At 52.3% G+C, this 16420-nt stretch carries 12 protein-coding genes; 3 read left to right on the forward strand and 9 right to left on the reverse strand.

Translation table 11 applies throughout. The features are described from left to right. Positions 1–47: 47 nt before the first annotated feature. The 4 genes from HDF08_RS01980 to HDF08_RS01995 all read right to left on the reverse strand — a co-directional run bounded on the left by HDF08_RS01980 (position 48) and on the right by HDF08_RS01995 (position 5411). Positions 48–860, reverse strand: coding sequence for a class I SAM-dependent methyltransferase (locus HDF08_RS01980; RefSeq protein ID WP_179636784.1), 813 nt, complete (start codon positions 858–860; stop codon positions 48–50). After that, positions 860–2206, reverse strand: a complete 1347-nt coding sequence (locus tag HDF08_RS01985) for a B12-binding domain-containing radical SAM protein (protein WP_257030833.1) — start codon at positions 2204–2206, stop codon at positions 860–862. The genes HDF08_RS01980 and HDF08_RS01985 overlap by 1 nt, the downstream gene beginning before the upstream one ends. A 63-nt stretch (positions 2207–2269) precedes the next feature. Then, positions 2270–3709 (reverse strand): B12-binding domain-containing radical SAM protein, encoded by a 1440-nt coding sequence (locus HDF08_RS01990; protein ID WP_257030834.1) that lies wholly within the window; start codon positions 3707–3709, stop codon positions 2270–2272. A 136-nt stretch (positions 3710–3845) separates the two neighbouring features. After that, positions 3846–5411: a B12-binding domain-containing radical SAM protein gene (locus tag HDF08_RS01995; RefSeq protein WP_373563103.1), complete on the reverse strand. Its 1566-nt coding sequence runs from the start codon at positions 5409–5411 to the stop codon at positions 3846–3848. A 221-nt stretch (positions 5412–5632) separates the two neighbouring features. Between HDF08_RS01995 and HDF08_RS02000 the strand changes: the two genes are divergently transcribed. Continuing rightward, positions 5633–7735: a glycosyltransferase 87 family protein gene (locus HDF08_RS02000; protein WP_179636790.1), complete on the forward strand. Its 2103-nt coding sequence runs from the start codon at positions 5633–5635 to the stop codon at positions 7733–7735. Beyond that, a complete protein-coding gene (gene ribA, locus HDF08_RS02005) occupies positions 7732–8424 on the forward strand; it encodes a GTP cyclohydrolase II (RefSeq protein WP_179636792.1) in 693 nt (230 codons plus the stop codon). The genes HDF08_RS02000 and ribA overlap by 4 nt, the downstream gene beginning before the upstream one ends. A gap of 111 nt (positions 8425–8535) precedes the next feature. On the opposite strand, the gene HDF08_RS02010 is transcribed toward ribA, so the two are convergent. From HDF08_RS02010 to HDF08_RS02030, 5 genes are all read right to left on the reverse strand, one after another. Beyond that, complete coding sequence (locus tag HDF08_RS02010; RefSeq protein ID WP_179636794.1) at positions 8536–9564, reverse strand: hypothetical protein; 1029 nt, start codon at positions 9562–9564, stop codon at positions 8536–8538. A gap of 124 nt (positions 9565–9688) precedes the next feature. Next, entirely contained in the window at positions 9689–10501 is an 813-nt protein-coding gene (locus HDF08_RS21930; RefSeq protein ID WP_306459689.1) for a DUF2306 domain-containing protein, read from the reverse strand. Next, positions 10458–11732: a class I SAM-dependent methyltransferase gene (locus HDF08_RS02020; protein WP_179636796.1), complete on the reverse strand. Its 1275-nt coding sequence runs from the start codon at positions 11730–11732 to the stop codon at positions 10458–10460. The genes HDF08_RS21930 and HDF08_RS02020 overlap by 44 nt, the downstream gene beginning before the upstream one ends. Positions 11733–11841: 109 nt before the next feature. Further along, complete coding sequence (locus HDF08_RS02025; RefSeq protein WP_179636798.1) at positions 11842–13692, reverse strand: ABC transporter ATP-binding protein; 1851 nt, start codon at positions 13690–13692, stop codon at positions 11842–11844. Next, positions 13689–14711, reverse strand: coding sequence for a phytanoyl-CoA dioxygenase family protein (locus tag HDF08_RS02030; RefSeq protein WP_179636800.1), 1023 nt, complete (start codon positions 14709–14711; stop codon positions 13689–13691). Before HDF08_RS02030 ends, HDF08_RS02025 begins: the two co-directional genes overlap by 4 nt. Before the next feature lie 381 nt (positions 14712–15092). On the opposite strand from HDF08_RS02030, the gene HDF08_RS02035 reads away from it, so the two are divergent. Then, on the forward strand, positions 15093–16331 hold the full coding sequence (locus HDF08_RS02035; RefSeq protein WP_179636802.1) for a putative sugar O-methyltransferase: 1239 nt from the start codon (positions 15093–15095) through the stop codon (positions 16329–16331). Positions 16332–16420: the final 89 nt, after the last annotated feature.

Consider the following 16420-nt stretch of genomic DNA (forward strand, 5'->3'; position numbering starts at 1 on the left):
TGCAGCGGTTCTATCGCAACTTGCATTTGGGTGTCCCATCACGCTTGTCATGGCCCCACTCTCTCCAGATGCAATAACATGTGGTCTCCCAAAGCACGCAGCCCTGGCCAGGTGCGCACGGTCTCATCGATTGCCTCGAAAAGCTTCAAAAGGCGTGGGCGAGACGTCACCCAGGAGTCGACATAGGATGGGGGCACGGTAAGACCGACAGCAGTCGTAGAGACAAGGCGAAACTCAGGCGCGAAAGCGATACGTAACTGTGCAATGCTCGGATAGTACACAGGGAACTTTAGACCATCGAGGCATGCCTCTGTCATGCCACTCCATCGACGAAACGCCTTGCGCGGGTCTCCACGTAGCAGAAAGTAGGCGATCTCCCACAAGCAGTATCGGGTAGAAAAGCACAGCAACAACGGCGCTCCTGATGTCAGTCGCTCGGATAACTGTTGTGCAACGCTAGTCAGATTGCCAACACAGTTCAGCCCAGAGAAGTTGGAGAACACGCCGTCAAAGCACAGTGTCTGAGGCAGAGTGTCGATCTCTTCCGTGCGAAGTGGGAGAAACTCTACAGTAGCGCCCGGGGCCTCTAAGGCCATTTTGTAGCGGGCTTGTTCGATCATGCCCAGCGAGGCATCGCATGCAGTCACCGTCATGCCTGCCTCGGCGAGAAACAAAGCATCCTGTCCAGTCCCACAGTTCAGTTCAAGGATGTGGCTGCCTCTTGTGAATGCTTTTAGCGCGCGTCCCCAGACTACCTTCCTTTGTGACCTGCCGATCACCGAAAATGTGAAGAGCGAATCATAAGTAGTCGCCAGACGGTCAAATGCCAGTCCGGCTGTGGAGGTTTCGAAAGTATTCATTACCGCTCCACCTCGGCGTAGGTCGCTTGTAGAGCAGCACGTTCGCTTGCAATAGCCTGCCGCAGCAAGGCTGCCTGTCCCGGATCGATCGCCTGGTCGATGCCTCTTGAGTTGTCCAATATACGGGCTAGAGCGACCTCATCTCGCAGCACTCTGTCCGCATGCGTATAAAAAGCACGCGAGTGCCTCCCTTTGATTTCAAGTTCGCGGTCTGAGGTTTTTCCCCAGGGAGAAATCTGAATGATCCGAGAAGCGATGCGGTTATAGTATGGCGTTCCCTTTATTGGATACGAGACGGTTGTAAAGAAGATGTCTGGCTTCGAGGTGCTGACGTGCTTAATTGTTGCCTCGATATCTTCCATTTCTTCTCCCTCGTAGCCCCACATAAGGAACATGCCGCTTTGGATACCGCGCTCGCGACACATCTTCACGGCCTTATGCACCTGCTCAATCTTGACGCCGCGATCCATCGCGTCAAGGATGCGCTGCGATCCGCTCTCCGATCCTATCCATATGCGAAAGCAGCCCAGTTCTGCCAGAAGGTCTATCATCTCGGGACTCAACCGGTCCGCACGCGAGATGCACTCAAAAGGAATACGGATTCCACGTTGTTTCATCTCTGCAGCATAGGTGCGCAACCATGCGTGATTGATGGTGAACACATCATCGGAGACCCAGACCATGTCCGGGCTGTACTGTTCGAGCAGCCATGCCACCTCGTCGACAACCTTGATAGGATCACGCCGCCGATGGGACTGCCCAAAGACTTGGTGGCTACACCAATTGCAACGAAACGGACATCCACGAGCCGTGATGAAGTTTATCGATCCCGTGCCGTGATGAGTCCGCCAGGTCTCAACATATCGACGGATATCGATTGCGCTACGTGCCGGCCAGGGCTGCAAATCGAGATTCTGAATCTGTCCACGTGGGGCGTTTTGGCAAAGGTTCCCATAGGTGTCTAGATACGATAAGCCGGCAATTTTGGAGAAGTCCTTTTCTCGGCATCGAATCGCAAGGAGCAAATCCTCCATTGTTAGCTCACCTTCACCGGCAACCACAAAGTCGGCTCCAGCCTGGAGATATTCCAGCGAATAAGCGCCCGGTTCAGGCCCGCCCACCACGGTCATCCAACCCGCTTCTCGAGCCACAGAAAGAGTTTCAACAACGTTACTTCGCGTCATTAGGTTTGCGTACACGCCAAGCACCGAAGGCTTCTCTGTACGCAGGTGGTTGAATAGTTGCTCACGACTTGAAAAAGTCGTGTCGAATACATCGACATCGAAACCCCGGTTACGCAGGTGTGAGCAGAGATACAGAATTCCCAGGGGGGCATAAGGCTTCATGATCTGCCGTTCCTTTGGGTCTTCGAATAGAAAGTATCCGTGAGTGAGTAGAAGGTCGAGCATCTATGCCCCCGTCGCTCCAGTGAGCTGATGAATGGGAACCAGATTCACCCGAGTCTTCCCACTTGCGTTCGTCGCGGTAAGTTCGATTGCATCTGGATTTCTACTAATCGGCTCCAGAAGAGATACCTCATTCCACAGGCGTTCGACGGAAGCAAAGCCTACCTCGAAGCGCTGCCTATCGAGAGTCCAGGTGTCGACTTCTGCGTGCAGAGCATCGCGGACAGCGCGATAAAATCCGCTCGTATACTCTGCTTGAAACATGATGCACAAGTCATCGCTATCGGCCCAGTTGCGCTTAGACCCAAGTTGTGTCTGGACGCGCTCATAGAAAACGGTGCCGGGAAGAGGGTATGAGAATGAGATCCCAATGTCATCCGGCCGTGTATTGCGGACGAAAGCGATAGTCTCTTGCAGATCGGACCAACATTCTCTTGGATAGCCAAATTGCAGGAAGTAACCTGCGCGAATCCCGAATTCCTTCAACCTTTGTCGTGCCTCTCGGACCGAAGATATATTCAGGCCTTTGTCCATTGCGTCCAGAATCTTCTGCGAACCGGATTCAACACCCATCCATACTTCCGCGCAACCGGCTGACCTCAACGCTGCTACCGTTTCCTCAGTCATCAGATCTGCGCGAGACTGAATCTTAAATGGCAGCGCGGCCCCTCTTCGAGAGACTTCTGAAACAAACTCCTGGACCCAATGACGATTCAACGCGAACACGTCATCACTGAACCAGATGTGCTCAGCTCCCGCTTCATGTTTGAGTTGCCTCATCTCTTCCGCAACAGAAGATGCAGCACGCAGCTGAAATTTGTTGCCTGAAATCGGTTTCGCGCACCAATTGCACTGATATGGACATCCGCGGCTCGAGACCATGTTAACCGAGAAGAATCCATGTGCCTTATTCCATGCATGACGGTACGAATTGAAGTCTGTCAAATCGGTAGGCGGCTGATGCAAAGCGGTCCAATCAGGATTTCTCGAGAGCGATCGATCACCATAGGTCGCTTCACCGCTGTCTCCAATGCGTACGAGTCCGTCAATCTCGGCGGGTTTTCTTCCCTTAATTAAGTATGTGCAAAGGGCTACGAGAGCCTGTTCCGCCTCGCCACGCAATACGTAGTCGATTCCATGACTCAAGAAGAGTTCGGGGTGGTCAGTGGCATCTGACCCATGCGCGATCACCGGAACTTCTTTTTCTTTTGCGGCGTCGGTTAGGTGCCAGGCCACTTCTCGCATTCGTGTGAGACACATCTTCGTCAGAAAATTGAAGTCGTCTTCGTAAATCACCACAATCTTTGGGTCGTGGTAAGCCAAAGACTTTCTGAACTCCGTCTCGGGATCCGACAGCATGGTATCGAACAGGGCGACAGAAAAACCTGCATCGCGAAGAGCTGCCGCTGCGTACAGGGTGCCGAGCGGACGGTAAGGCTGCATCTTTCGCACTTGCTTCTGATCGTAGGCAAGGTGATACGAATGTGTGAGGAGAATGTCTACCAAGAATCACCTCTGCGCATCAAGTTCGCGTGCAGGCAAGCCTCACCGAACCTGGACCTGACGAAGCAGCGCCGGCCTAGCACGCGGCCTCCGCTGGCGTATTCGCAAGCCGTTTAGCATCTACGGCAGGTTTCATTGAGGTGTATTGCTTTAGCTTGTTGTTGAGCCAGAGCTCTACTGGCATCCGATATATATCGTGATCCAATCGCCAACGTGCGGGGAGCGAAATGCACTTTTGCATCAGGCGGGTGATCTTACCGCGCTTATCGGCTCCGATTGGTATGCGGTCGAATGCAACGCGCAGATAATCCCGGGTCACCTGAAGTCTGTCGTGCTCCCTTCCATTAAGCCAGGGAAGCCTGGTGTACCGCGGGAAGTAATCTGCCCACGCCTCAAGTGAAGTCGGCAACTCGATGCCAAGCTCCGTGGCCTTTGAAAAGATCGGTGAGCCGGGGTAGGGGGTGAAGATGTTTGTCCAGAATTCGGCGCCCGGAAACCTTCGGCAGACGTTCATCATAAAATCAATAGTTTCGCGGCGTTCGTTCCTGCCTTCACCCGGAAATGCGAAAATGATATTGAAAGACGGTCGTATTCCGGCTTCCAGACAGCGTGCCGCGCTTTCGTAGATAGAATCAAAGTCTTGCCAATCCTTATTCATAGCCTTCAGCACTGTAGGTGAGCCAGAATCCACACCCTGGCAGATCTGCTGCAAGCCCGCTCGACGCAGCATGCGCAGATCCTCTGGTGTAAGCCGTGCGACCACATTGCTGGTTGCTTGAATACTCCACTGGAAATGAGAGTCTTCGCTCACCAAACCGTCTGCGATTCCTCGGGCTCGGTCCATGTCAACGAGGAAGTTGTCGTCAACCACCCAGATCATATCGAGTGCATACCTGCGGCTCAGATCCACCGTCTCTTCCACAAACTGTTCCGGAGATAGAGCGTTCCACTTGCGTCCGTAGACGCCGGCGTTGGTGCAATAAGCGCAGTTGAATGGGCAGGCGAGGCTGGACGTGTACATTGCCCAACGCCGCCCGCACTTGCGCTCATAAGCATCGAAATCCGCGATGTGGTATGCCTTGGGTGGCATCTCGGCTAGCGGACGGAGCGGACGCTCTGACGTCATGATTAGCCTGCCGTCACGTTTGAATCCGATCCCTGGAACGAAGTCCGGAGCGGACCCTGATTGCAGGTGCTGCACCAACTCCAGAAAGCTCTCTTCTCCTTGTCCTCGCACAATGTAGTCGAGGTAGGGCGCCTCAAGCGTCTGCTTTGGAAGCAATGAAGGATGCCACCCTCCTAACACGATCGGGAAGTCCGGGTTCCATGCCTTCACGGCCTTCGCGATCTCAACGGTTTCGCGGATCATCGGACCAGTCACCAGGGATACGCCCAGACATAGTGCATCCTTGACCTCCTTCAGGACGCGATTCTTGAAGTCGGGTGTGATCGTCGAATCGATCAGTACGATTTCGAAACCAGCGCGGATCAGCGGGGTCGCTACCGCCAAAATGCCAAGCGGTGCCGTCGCCTCAGAACTGGCAAACGATGGAAAGAAGAAGACGATCTTTCGAGATGTTCGCACGCTATACCCGCCGTTTCTATGGAGAGCATAGCGAGCCGGTGCAGCGGAGCTTGTCACCAGGTTGTCAACGGTCTGTCATCTTGTTATCGGGCAAGAAGGCCGCCTGTCAGACACGGCAATCTACGAACCGCCAAGATGCACAGGAATTATCGTCGATAACGCGATACGAAAGGTGCAGTTGCGCGATCAGATGCGCCATCCGGGGATAACAACAACCGAATGACCGCAAAATGACGGCCGAGTGACAATCACAGAGCGGCTATTCAGCAAGATGAGATGTGACCGCACTGCCGCACAATCGTATTCTGCACTGGCTAGAGGGTGGCCTCCTCCTCATCTTGTTGCTCTATCTGGGAGCACACACCCTGCCACGTGCATGGGGCAAACTGAATACCGATTTCCCAAACTATTACATGTCTGCGAGACTGGCGCGCGAGGGGTACGATACCAGCCGGATATATGAATGGGTCTGGCTACAGCGGGAGAAGGACCATCGTGCTTTAGATATTCGTGTGATTGGAATGTTGCCCATCACGCCGATATCTACCTTGCCTATGTGGCCACTGACGCAGTTCTCACCGCTTACCGCAAAACGTTTGTGGCTGTTGCTGAATCTTGGATTATTAGTCCCGCTTTGCTGGCTGTTGCGCTCTCTAACCGGCTTGTCCTATCAGCGGATCGCACTTATCTTCGCGCTAAGCTTTCCTTTGCATCGAAATTTGCTATATGGCCAGTTCTATTTAGTGTTGTTGTTGCTGATTGTGGCTGCCTGCTGGGCATATCTACACAAGAAAGATACGCTTGCCGGTGCCCTGATCGCTGTCGCGGCAGCCTGCAAAGTATTTCCGATATTTTTCTTTGTCTTTTTCGTGCAGCGCAAGGCATGGCGCACCCTCACTGCGGGTGTGCTTACCGGGGTAGCGACTCTCGCGGCATCTGTCTCGATCTTCGGCTGGAACGTACATCGCACCTATCTCCAGGAAATTCTTCCATGGACTCTGCATGGGGAAGGTCTGCCACCGTATGTAACAGCCAGTGGCTCTATCTCGAGCGTTCTGCATTACCTCTTACTCGATGAACCACAGTGGAATCCGCATCCTTGGCACTACTCTCCATTTTGGTATGCCATTCTGCAACCAACTCTGCAAATGGTATTGTTGGCGCCAGCGATTCTGCTCATGCGGGGGAAGGGTCGAGACCCTCACCGGACACAGCTGGAGTGGTCGGCGCTGCTGTTGGCTTCCCTAGCCATCTCCACCATACCGGCTTCATATAATTTCGTTCTCCTCGCCTTTCCCGTATGCGTGTTGACAGCGATGCTGCTGAAACGCAAGAGGTATGGATGGCTTCTGGCTTTAGCCATCGTCTACTTGGGTATCGGGCTGCCCCTGCCGGCCCCAGGCAGCGTGATGGGCCCAGCAGTTCTGCTGTATATCCCGCGTTTGCCATTGATGCTTGCGCTGCTACTGGGAACTTATATGTTGTTGCGTTCTGAACGGTGGGCCCCGAGCTCGTCGTGGAGCTGGACGCAATACTCGTGGGTCGCGGCAATGACCGCCGCAGTTATGTTCAGCGTGCATTACACCCTCGAACGGGAGCGGGCCGTCCGTCAAGAGTACGCTTACCGGCTACCGCTCCAGACTCAAGCTCTGCTTTCTGCCAGCCCAGAATCCACCAGAAACAAAGTCAGATATCTGGCATTCACGGCGACGGGATATCACCTGGAGGGCACGACTGACGCGATAAGGAACGGCATTACTTTAGGAGATGACCTATCGTTTACCGCCGGTGCGAAAGGTCTGTGGATCGAGGAGGCTCTGAACCCGGAGTCACGAATCTTCGAAGGAGGAGGTTCTTCACACGTGATAGTGGAGAACGCACGTGAGCCGATGCTTTCCGCCGATCAAGCGAGCTTGGCTTTTGTTCGCGACTACCATGGTCACGGCAGTTTACTCGTCCGAAGAAACTTCCAGTCCCAGATGGCATCAGATGTGGTACTTACGCCTCCATCGCTCAACTTATATGAGGCATCTTTCCTCTCTGAGCACGTGTATGCTTTTTCTGCGGTAGAGGGAAATCACCCATCTGGGATTTATTTAAGCGACGCGTTACACAATAACACACCGCTGAGTTTGGGGCAGTCGCGGTATCCAGCGCTTTCTCCCGACGGACGCTGGATGGCATACAGCCATTTCGATCGCGGCGCTTGGAACCTATGGATCCGAAATCAACAAACCGGCGAACCGAGACGCATTGCGGATGTTCCTTGTAATCAAATTGAGCCAAGTTGGGAGGCCGACTCGAAAACTCTGCTTTACGGCACCGACTGCGGTCGCAGCTTATGGTTTACCGCAATAGCACGTAGGCGAGTCGTTCCATGAAGACGTCCACTCGTGGATCAGCACCTTCAATAGCAAAGGAGATCCGGTTGTCACTAATAGAGCTAAAACAGATCGCCCAAGTGAAGTTCCCAACCCGGTGGACCGACTTCCATCTGCTAGCTTTCGAGGGAACGTACACGAGTCCATACAACAAGGAGAAGTGTGTGCAAACAGCGCTTGCCCTCATCGCGGGTAACCTCTACCGCGATGCTCCTGTGGTCCGTATCCATTCTCAATGCGCCACAGGGGATGTCTTCCATTCTCTCCGGTGTGACTGCCACGACCAGCTTCATCTTGCATTGCGCACGATCGCGGAGCTAGGGACAGGGATACTACTGTACGAGCACCAGGAAGGGCGGGGAATAGGCCTCATGGAGAAGTTGAAAGCCTATGAGCTACAGGATCAGGGTTTCGACACGATTGAAGCAAATCTCCGTCTAGGTCACGCAATCGATCATCGTGACTATCAGCTACCGGTAGACATTCTCTGTTCGCTGAACATTCGGAGGGTCCGTCTAATGACCAACAACCCAGAAAAGATCCGGGCGGTTACATTATCAGGAATCCATATTGTAGAACGTCTAAATGCCGAAGTTCCGATCGATCCTCGCTGTGCAGACTACGTTGCCACGAAACGAGAAAAGCTCGGTCATCTCTCGACCCAGCCTACTGCGAGCGTAATAAACTGATCTTCCGCATAACTCCGTGTCGGTGAGGAATATTCACGGCCACTATTCGTGCACAGACATATCGGAAGCATGCGGCCAAGCCTTGCGTCTTTGTCATGTTTGATTGACTCGTTATTTTGCGGGATGACGTTCTCGCTTATGAAATGTATCCGCTGCAAGGGAGCGCGTCAGCTCTCTGTCTCGCTGTTCAAAGTTCTTGAGTCTCCAAGATTGGTAAAAACCGTGGATTGAGCAAAAAGCCAATTCATTAGTGTATGTTTCTTCCTCTAGGATCTGCCCGATGAAGAAGCGGTGGCTGCCAACAGCGATGGAGTTCAAAATATTAAGCTCCTTCACTCTCTGCGCGAACTCTGGAATGGGAATGCTGAGTGCCTTAGAGATCTTGGTTGCGAAGGGAAGTTCATTCCAATCGACGGATTCCTTTTTGTGCTGATTTGCCAGACGATATGCCAAATAACCTTTTTGCTCCGGCAGGCTGCTGAGAGCCACACAGCCAGCCCGCTGGACAACCGTACCGGCAACTCGTTCTGTTCTTAGCGCAAAGCCGAAGTACCCGTTGCCGAGATATCCGCAGAGATTCATGGGGAAGAGGTTGCCTTCTTCGTGATTGCCAACACTAACCAACATGATAGGGTGAGGCCGGATGAACGTGACCATAGATGCACGTCTCTCGAGGAATGACATCGTAATGCCTTGCGTGTTGTCTCTCCTCCATTGCCGGTATGCGTGAAGAATGTAATGGAGTCCGAGCTGCGCATTCGGCAAACAGAAATTCTTTGAACTCCTCGGTTCGAAGAACACGAACTCCGTGCGTACCCCAGTCAAAGTCTGCCTGTAGTCAAGACCGATCTCACCCAGGACGCACCCTTGGCCGTTTCGTTCCGAGAACACCAAAGTCAAATCAGAGAGCTCTCCGCGGTTTGGGCTGGTGCCCTCATCGAAGCCAATGCAGATCGTCAACGGTTCAGCACATGCCGTCGAAAGGTGTTCCGTCACGTCACGATTCACACCTGCGCCGCGCAGAAAGACACTGATCTCGGTCTGCGGCTCCGGCAGCCCGAGAGTGAATTCCTGGGGCAGTAAGGTTTTTCCTAAGACAATTCTCTTGATCCCTGCGCGGACTCTGGTATCGATCGACATACAGAAGATTCTCCTTGAGTGGTTCTTTGGAATGGAGGGGATGTCGAACCTGAAACGAGCAAATCTCTTGTTGGACTCCGGACGGCGACCATTTATCTCATCATCCGGCAGACGCTCATTCTTTCTAGGCTTTTAGCACAACGGGTCTAGGACAGTGTGTTGTCAGCTGTCGCCAATGGAAAGCAATATCTGGAATCAGAATGGCTAGAAATGTGATTATGATGATCTCGATTGCGAAACCTGCCTCGCTATGCCGGTTCCACGCTGGAATGGGTTGAAGCACACGAGTACCCAAAAATGTAAGTGTCACAGCATAAGAACGGACCATCCATTCGCGGTGTTGCTGAATGTGGCCATTACGAGCCGTGAGAAATGCCGCAAGTGTAGTAATCATCCATGTGTAGGCTTGAATAGAAGTGGCCACAACAAAATGGATAGCTCTGGGGTCATGCCGGTGCTTTGACAACGCGATCGCGAGGGGAGCGGCTACAAATACAGCAGTTACATAAATCCTTCCGAGTGCCCGGTGAAATTGCGGATGATGTCTGCGCAATCGGCTCGAAAACTGAATCGGTCCGATAAGAAGTGCGAGGACGCCACCCATGATGTGCGGGACTATGAGAAAAAGAATGGAACCCAGGTACGCCCGTTCCGCAGCTTGACGGAGAAGCGGTACTTCGCTGTAGAGCGTAACTGAGAGTGTCATCGCGCCGATTAGCATCCAAAGCGCAACCTTCATAAAACGCGGCTGAGAAGGAAGGGGGACCTGTTTTTCTGTCGCTGCTTTACCAAATTGCGCGATCCCTCCGGATGGGTCTCGGGGAGCACCCACGGGCGACGACCCTATGCCCTCGTGTGGTCCTCTCAGCATCGCGTGATTCTCTCGATTACCGTTACGCACCCTGCGCTCCTTCTCTTGCAGCAAGCACCTGCACATTGACGGCGGAATGGTCAACCGCGGGCTTACGACTGAAAGTCTGCTCGACCAAGGCAGAGTGGGCGAGGGCCGCTGCACCGCCCACACCAGCACCGGAAATCTTATGACTGTGCCATCCCGACGTACGTCTATCCGTCAGCGTTAAAGCATTTGCTCCTTCTCCAAGCTGCTTTCCGATCAATTCGCTGGACGCCTGATTGGTGACATACAGCACCGACTGCCTGGTGATTGCCGCAATCCTTTGCAGGCACTCAGTCATCGCACCTGCCGATAAAGTTAAAACTCCATTGGAGCTAAAAGTAATGTCGATAGATGCATTCTGCATAGCCGCCAGCGCAGATATAGGCAACAGTGCAATGTCAACCTCTGAGAGAGTGTTTTGGGTCAGAGGTTTCTCGCCATACAGTAAAAAAGTTAAATGGGGAAATGCCTTCATCAGATGATATGAGCTCAGAGCAATTCGCTCCGGAATGTCAAAATTAAAATAGGTTAGAGGTCGTTGATCACGGAGAAGATAGTAGGCGATAGCGCCGAAGCCGCCGCCGATTTCCGCAACGGTCGAATGGGGTATGCAGAAGCGATCGACTAAATCTGCTACCCGCTTCGCGCAATAGTGTGAGTACTCCGCTCCTACGGCGATATGCGTCCCGTCGATCACAACGCCAAACGGATTTCCGATTCCCGATCCGGCGAGGTCCTTCAGAGAGAAGCGGTCACCCGTAAGATATTTCCAATAGTCGAGGCGATATAAAACGTGGCTTAGATAAAAATGACGGTAAATGTCTCTGATTTGCGGTCCAAAGTACGCATTCGACATCCCTTGAGGAGCAGCCAGCAAGCCGGCGGAGCAAGGATCGCGGTAGAAGTTTCGGTACATCTTTCCTAAAGCAACAGTGTCATGCTCAATGAGCATCCGGATCGATGGGCTCAAACTTCCTTGTCGCAGCCTTCGCACTGACTCCGACGCCAAATAGGCGCCAAGCATGGAATGCGGCTCGCTTTCGGCTTTATTGTAGGCTGCACAGATGCGTTCAAGAAGAGGTGTATCGTCAGACGCTTCATCGGTACGATTGGCAAAGCCAGCCGTGACCTGTTGCAGATCATAGTGAGAGTCTTTTTTAAAATGTCTTCGGCCATGGTTGCCAAACCTCCACATGTGAACATGAGCGGCAAACCACGACTTCGCCTTCCTAACGCTGCTAAGCGGATGACTTATATAAGTCAAACTCACGGGATCATATCCTCTGAATTCCTGGACAAATCTTGGGCACATTCAACATTCAGCTCTCGCCATCTTGCTATAGCTACTTGGACTCGTGGTGCAACATACACCTCAACCGTCAAACTGGAGTTGGGCATAGGTCTCCTTCGCCTGTTGCCAGAAACAGGTTGCTTTCAAGTCCGTATTGTTTCGTGTAGAAGTCATAGTAATGCTGCTGGAGGGTATACAGAGATTCATGCGTTCCGCGTTCGACGATCTTCCCGTGATCAAGCACAAGAATCTGGTCTGCGCGCCGGATTGTGGAAAGCCGATGAGCGATAACAAAAGTTGTTCTGCCCCTCATTAAAGAACTCAGTCCTGCTTGGATCATCGCTTCCGATTCTGAGTCCAGCGAACTTGTTGCCTCATCGAGGATGAGAATGCGCGGATTCGCTAAAATGGCGCGAGCGATGGATATTCGTTGACGCTGTCCCCCCGAAAGCCGGATTCCCCTTTCGCCTACGACTGTCTCATACTGATCCGGAAGTCGCTCAGCGAATTCATCCACCCGGGCGATACGGCAAGCCTCGAGCCACTGTTCTCTATGTGCGCCAGGACGGCTGAATAGAACGTTTTCACGGATGCTTCCATCGAACAAAAATGTATCCTGCAGCACCACGCCCAATTGTTGGCGATAGCTGTCGAGCTGCACGGTTGACAAGTCGACGCCATCGATAAAGATTTCACCGTTAACTGGAATATAAAATCCGCAAATTAGCGAGATGATTGTAGATTTACCAGCACCGGAAGCGCCGACCAACGCGGTCACTGTACCTGGATCGGCCTCGAACTGAACTCCATGCAATACAGCCTTCCCGGTTGTGTAAGTGAATGAGACATCCCTGAAGACGACGCTACCTTGGATTGGGCCAATCATTTGGGTACGGCATATCTCACTGTCCTCCTTAGGTTCTCTAAGGAGGACCGCGGTACGGTGAAGCTTGGCGATGGACTCTGTAAGTTGACTTCCGACACTAACGAGGAGGGCAATGGGAGCCACCATAAAAGCCAGCAGCATGATGAACTCCACATAACTGCCGATGTCTAAACGGTGTCCCTTCACCTCTAGTGCCCCGAGATACATGATCAGGCCGCCAACTATGCCGAACAGGATAGTAGACGCCAGTGACATCCATGATTGTGCACTGATGGAGCGCACATGGTTCTTAAGTATGCGCTCAGCGCCATTGGCGAACACATTAGCCTCGCTAGCTTCGGCACGGTAGCCCTTTACTACACGCACAGCTGCAAGCGATTCGGTTAAGCGCCCAGCTACCTCAGCAGTCAGCTTGGAGCGTTCATGAAAAATCGGACGCGTAATGCCAAGTGCAGTCTTAAGAAAGAATCCAAAACCGAACAGAACGCAGAAAGTCAACATTGTCATCAAGGTGCTGATGCGTAAAAGAAGGACTAGAGCGATGATCGCTGTCAGAATACCTCCTGCCAAATCCACGAGGCCGGCGCCTACCAGGTCACGTACACCCTCCGCATCGTTCATAATGCGGGCGGTGAGATCTCCCGCGCGACTGCCATCGTAAAACGAGATGGGGAGGCGACCAATATGTTTCTGAACTTGTTTCCGAAGGTCCGCGATCAAACGTTGACCAGTAATGGAAAGCTTTTGAGAAAGAAAAAAAGTAGTAACACCCTGAATGCATGTCGCCCCAGCGACGGCACCCACGATAAGCGCTAATTTATCGAAACGATGTCCGTACATTACATCGTTGACTAAGTAACGGAAAGCGACGGGAACTGCAAGGCTACATATGCGGTTAACGATCATCAACGTAAAACAACCAAAGATGAGCCAGCGAAATGGCTTGACGAGCATCCAGACCTCGGGGATTGCCGTGACAAGCTTTGGCTTCCATCCGCAGCCCGATGCATATACATTGCCTCTGTCGCTGGATCTTCCGGAAGAGGAATTCATAAGCCCTCGTGTACCGGATTCTGCGGCAGCGGAAGCTGGCTCGATAGAGAGCCCTGATCAACTTCTGACATGGTATCGAGTGGCATCTGAAGCTTGATCTGGCTCAGGATTCTGCCGTAACGCACTCGCATCCGCTCAGAATCGACGGTATTGACAAGCGTCGTCAGTTCGTCAATTGATGGCTTGAATCTCAGGGGCAAGTGCTTCCAGAAATACTTAAGATCCTTCGACACCCAATAGGCATAGGTGCTTTCCCATGAGCGATCGTTCGAGCCGGGGAATACGAAGTTCGCAGGATTTAAAATGTGCGAGTAATCCTGAAACCTGCAATCCATAGAAATTCGGAGTTGACTGGATGTGTTTGGAGAGGCGGAGTGAACAGTTAAGCTATGGAAGATCAGCGCATCTCCCGCATTAATCGCCCCGCTCACCCATTCTCTGCCTCGCACATTACCTTTTGAGATTACTCCGGTGTCAGGATCGGCGTCCTGCAGGCCGAAACGATGGGAACCTTCCAGAACCTGCAGCGGACCGAGTTCAGCTGGACAGTCGTGAAGTGGCAACCACGCTGTAAAGCAGTTCGTATCACCTCCAACGGCTAAGTGATCCTGATGTGCATGAATCACTGATCGATCGCAATTAGGAAAGATCAATCGAACGATCGGTTTCGGGTGAACAAGCAGCTTTGGGCCAACCAGCAAACGCATTACCTCAAAAACTTTTGGGTGATGAGCAAAAGAGTGCAAGGCTTCAAGGTTGAAAACTTTTTCGTAGAGTCGCTTGAATGCAGGATCAGATTCACTACAGGCTGCCCTTAGGTTGGCTGCTCGCGCTATGGGTTGCTGATTTGGCAGCAGCCAGCCTTCGTCAGAGAGAATCTGCGCGATCTTGCGCAGCAAATTCTCAATGTCTTCAAATGGCAGGAGCCGCCTGATGAGCGCGTAACCACGCGAATCCAACTCGTTCTTTAGGTGAGCTGAATCCACGTGACTAGCATCGATTTCGCGAAATGACTGCATCTAATGACCTCTAGTTCGTTGTCCTCTGGATCACGACAAACATACTGGCACGCGTAGTTCATCGGCGTACTAACAGACCTCCAGAGCATATGGTCGGTGCTGCTATCGTTTGTCATCGAGTTGTCACTTCATTGTCTTTTGAATCTCTAGACCTCGCGAGATATGCCAGCCTGCCGATCGAATCGGATTCCAATTTGCTCGTGCAAGGGACCTCGACAATGCAATGAATACATTTAGACAATCTAGCGACAAGTAGAAACAGCCAGGCACATACCTTGGGAAAGACGCTGCGAATTAAGAAGCCCATCAGCGGTAAAGGAAGCTGTATGCGCCTGCCCATCATCTCGAACCTCCCGACTAATCCACTACATGAACGGCGATATGAAATTAGCTTCTAAGTATCTACGTGATCCGGTTCAAACGCTGAAATCCGCCGGACTCAGATGTCGGACGGCGTGGACAAATCGGGAGCTTTTGTATCGAGGCGGCCATCACTTCAAAGGTGATCCCCGATACGATCTTGATGGCGTCACTCGCGGCTTTAGTGATCGCATCGGTGACAACGGCTCCGATCGGCCATTACTACAAAGGATTTGCAGGGCCTACTCCCTGGCAATGAGCCAAGAACAGGTTACCCCGAGGAAATACGATCCAACCCCTTGGTGGCAGCAACACCGCTATCACACACTTGAGTCTGTCATGCGGGCTTTGGCTTCGCACGACCTAGATACATTGCAGAAGATGTACGAGAACTTCTTCCGCGATGATTGTTCAACGGGACTGCTCCCCGTACAACGGGTAAAAAACAATTATTTCGGTCATATCATTGCCGATTTCTATTGCCGTCTGTATTTAGTCGATGCTCTCTATCGCCTGGACTACTGGAAGGCGGAGACAAGCGGCTCTTATACGGTTGGCGATCTGGCAGGTCCGGCGACCGGAAACCCTTTCGGCGTTGCTCTGGAAGATACTCTCGTCAGAGTAGGCTCTGAGTACCAGCACTACTGCGCGCAGAGAATTGCCCGGCTTCTGCATGGTCACGCCACGATCGCTGAGATCGGCGGGGGGTTCGGTGGAATGGCATATTATCTTCTTCGCGATCGCCCAGGAACAACTTACATTGATTTCGATGTGCCAGAAAGCATATCTCTCACGTCGTATTACCTGCTGAAAAACTTCCCGCACCTCAAGACTGTTTTGTATGGTGAGGCAGAGTTGACTTTCGATACGATCCGGCAGGCCGACGTCATCCTAATGCCATTATTCGAGCTTGCGCATCTCCCGAACAACATAGTCGACCTTAGCTTTAGCTCACATGCCATGTCAGATCTCGCACCGGAAGTCATGCCGGAATACTTATGCGACATCGCCCGGACCACACGAAATCATTTTCTTTATGTAGGAACCGAAATCTCTGCGGCGAGAATTGCGGACTTCTCCGAAGCTATGCCTAGCCAATTCATATTGTTGCAGTCGCGTCAGTCCGGCTGGAATCGTCATATCGCGCCCAAAGCTGGTCATGTGGAATGTATTTACCAAATTAGCCGTTCACCTACATCCATACCGACGTCTGAACAAGCCAGTCCGAGAACGAACGCCCATGTTGGGACAAAAGAGTGACAAATCGGTAACAGCACACAAAGAGACTCTGTTCATAATCAGCTTTAAGGCAGACGAGTATATGACAAAGCAACTTCACAAATTCGACA

This window comes from Tunturiibacter empetritectus (assembly GCF_013410875.1).
Taxonomy (GTDB): domain Bacteria; phylum Acidobacteriota; class Terriglobia; order Terriglobales; family Acidobacteriaceae; genus Edaphobacter; species Edaphobacter empetritectus.

Coding starts and splice junctions, on each gene's coding strand:
- HDF08_RS02010 (WP_179636794.1), bottom strand. CDS start 9,564: ATGTCGATCGATACCAGAGTCCGCGCAGGGATCAAGAGAATTGTCTTA.
- HDF08_RS01980 (WP_179636784.1), bottom strand. CDS start 860: ATGAATACTTTCGAAACCTCCACAGCCGGACTGGCATTTGACCGTCTG.
- HDF08_RS02025 (WP_179636798.1), bottom strand. CDS start 13,692: ATGAATTCCTCTTCCGGAAGATCCAGCGACAGAGGCAATGTATATGCA.
- HDF08_RS01990 (WP_257030834.1), bottom strand. CDS start 3,709: ATGCAGCCTTACCGTCCGCTCGGCACCCTGTACGCAGCGGCAGCTCTT.
- HDF08_RS21930 (WP_306459689.1), bottom strand. CDS start 10,501: ATGTGCAGGTGCTTGCTGCAAGAGAAGGAGCGCAGGGTGCGTAACGGT.
- HDF08_RS02035 (WP_179636802.1), top strand. CDS start 15,093: ATGAAATTAGCTTCTAAGTATCTACGTGATCCGGTTCAAACGCTGAAA.
- HDF08_RS01985 (WP_257030833.1), bottom strand. CDS start 2,206: ATGAAGCCTTATGCCCCCCTGGGAATTCTGTATCTCTGCTCACACCTG.
- HDF08_RS02030 (WP_179636800.1), bottom strand. CDS start 14,711: ATGCAGTCATTTCGCGAAATCGATGCTAGTCACGTGGATTCAGCTCAC.
- ribA (WP_179636792.1), top strand. CDS start 7,732: ATGAAGACGTCCACTCGTGGATCAGCACCTTCAATAGCAAAGGAGATC.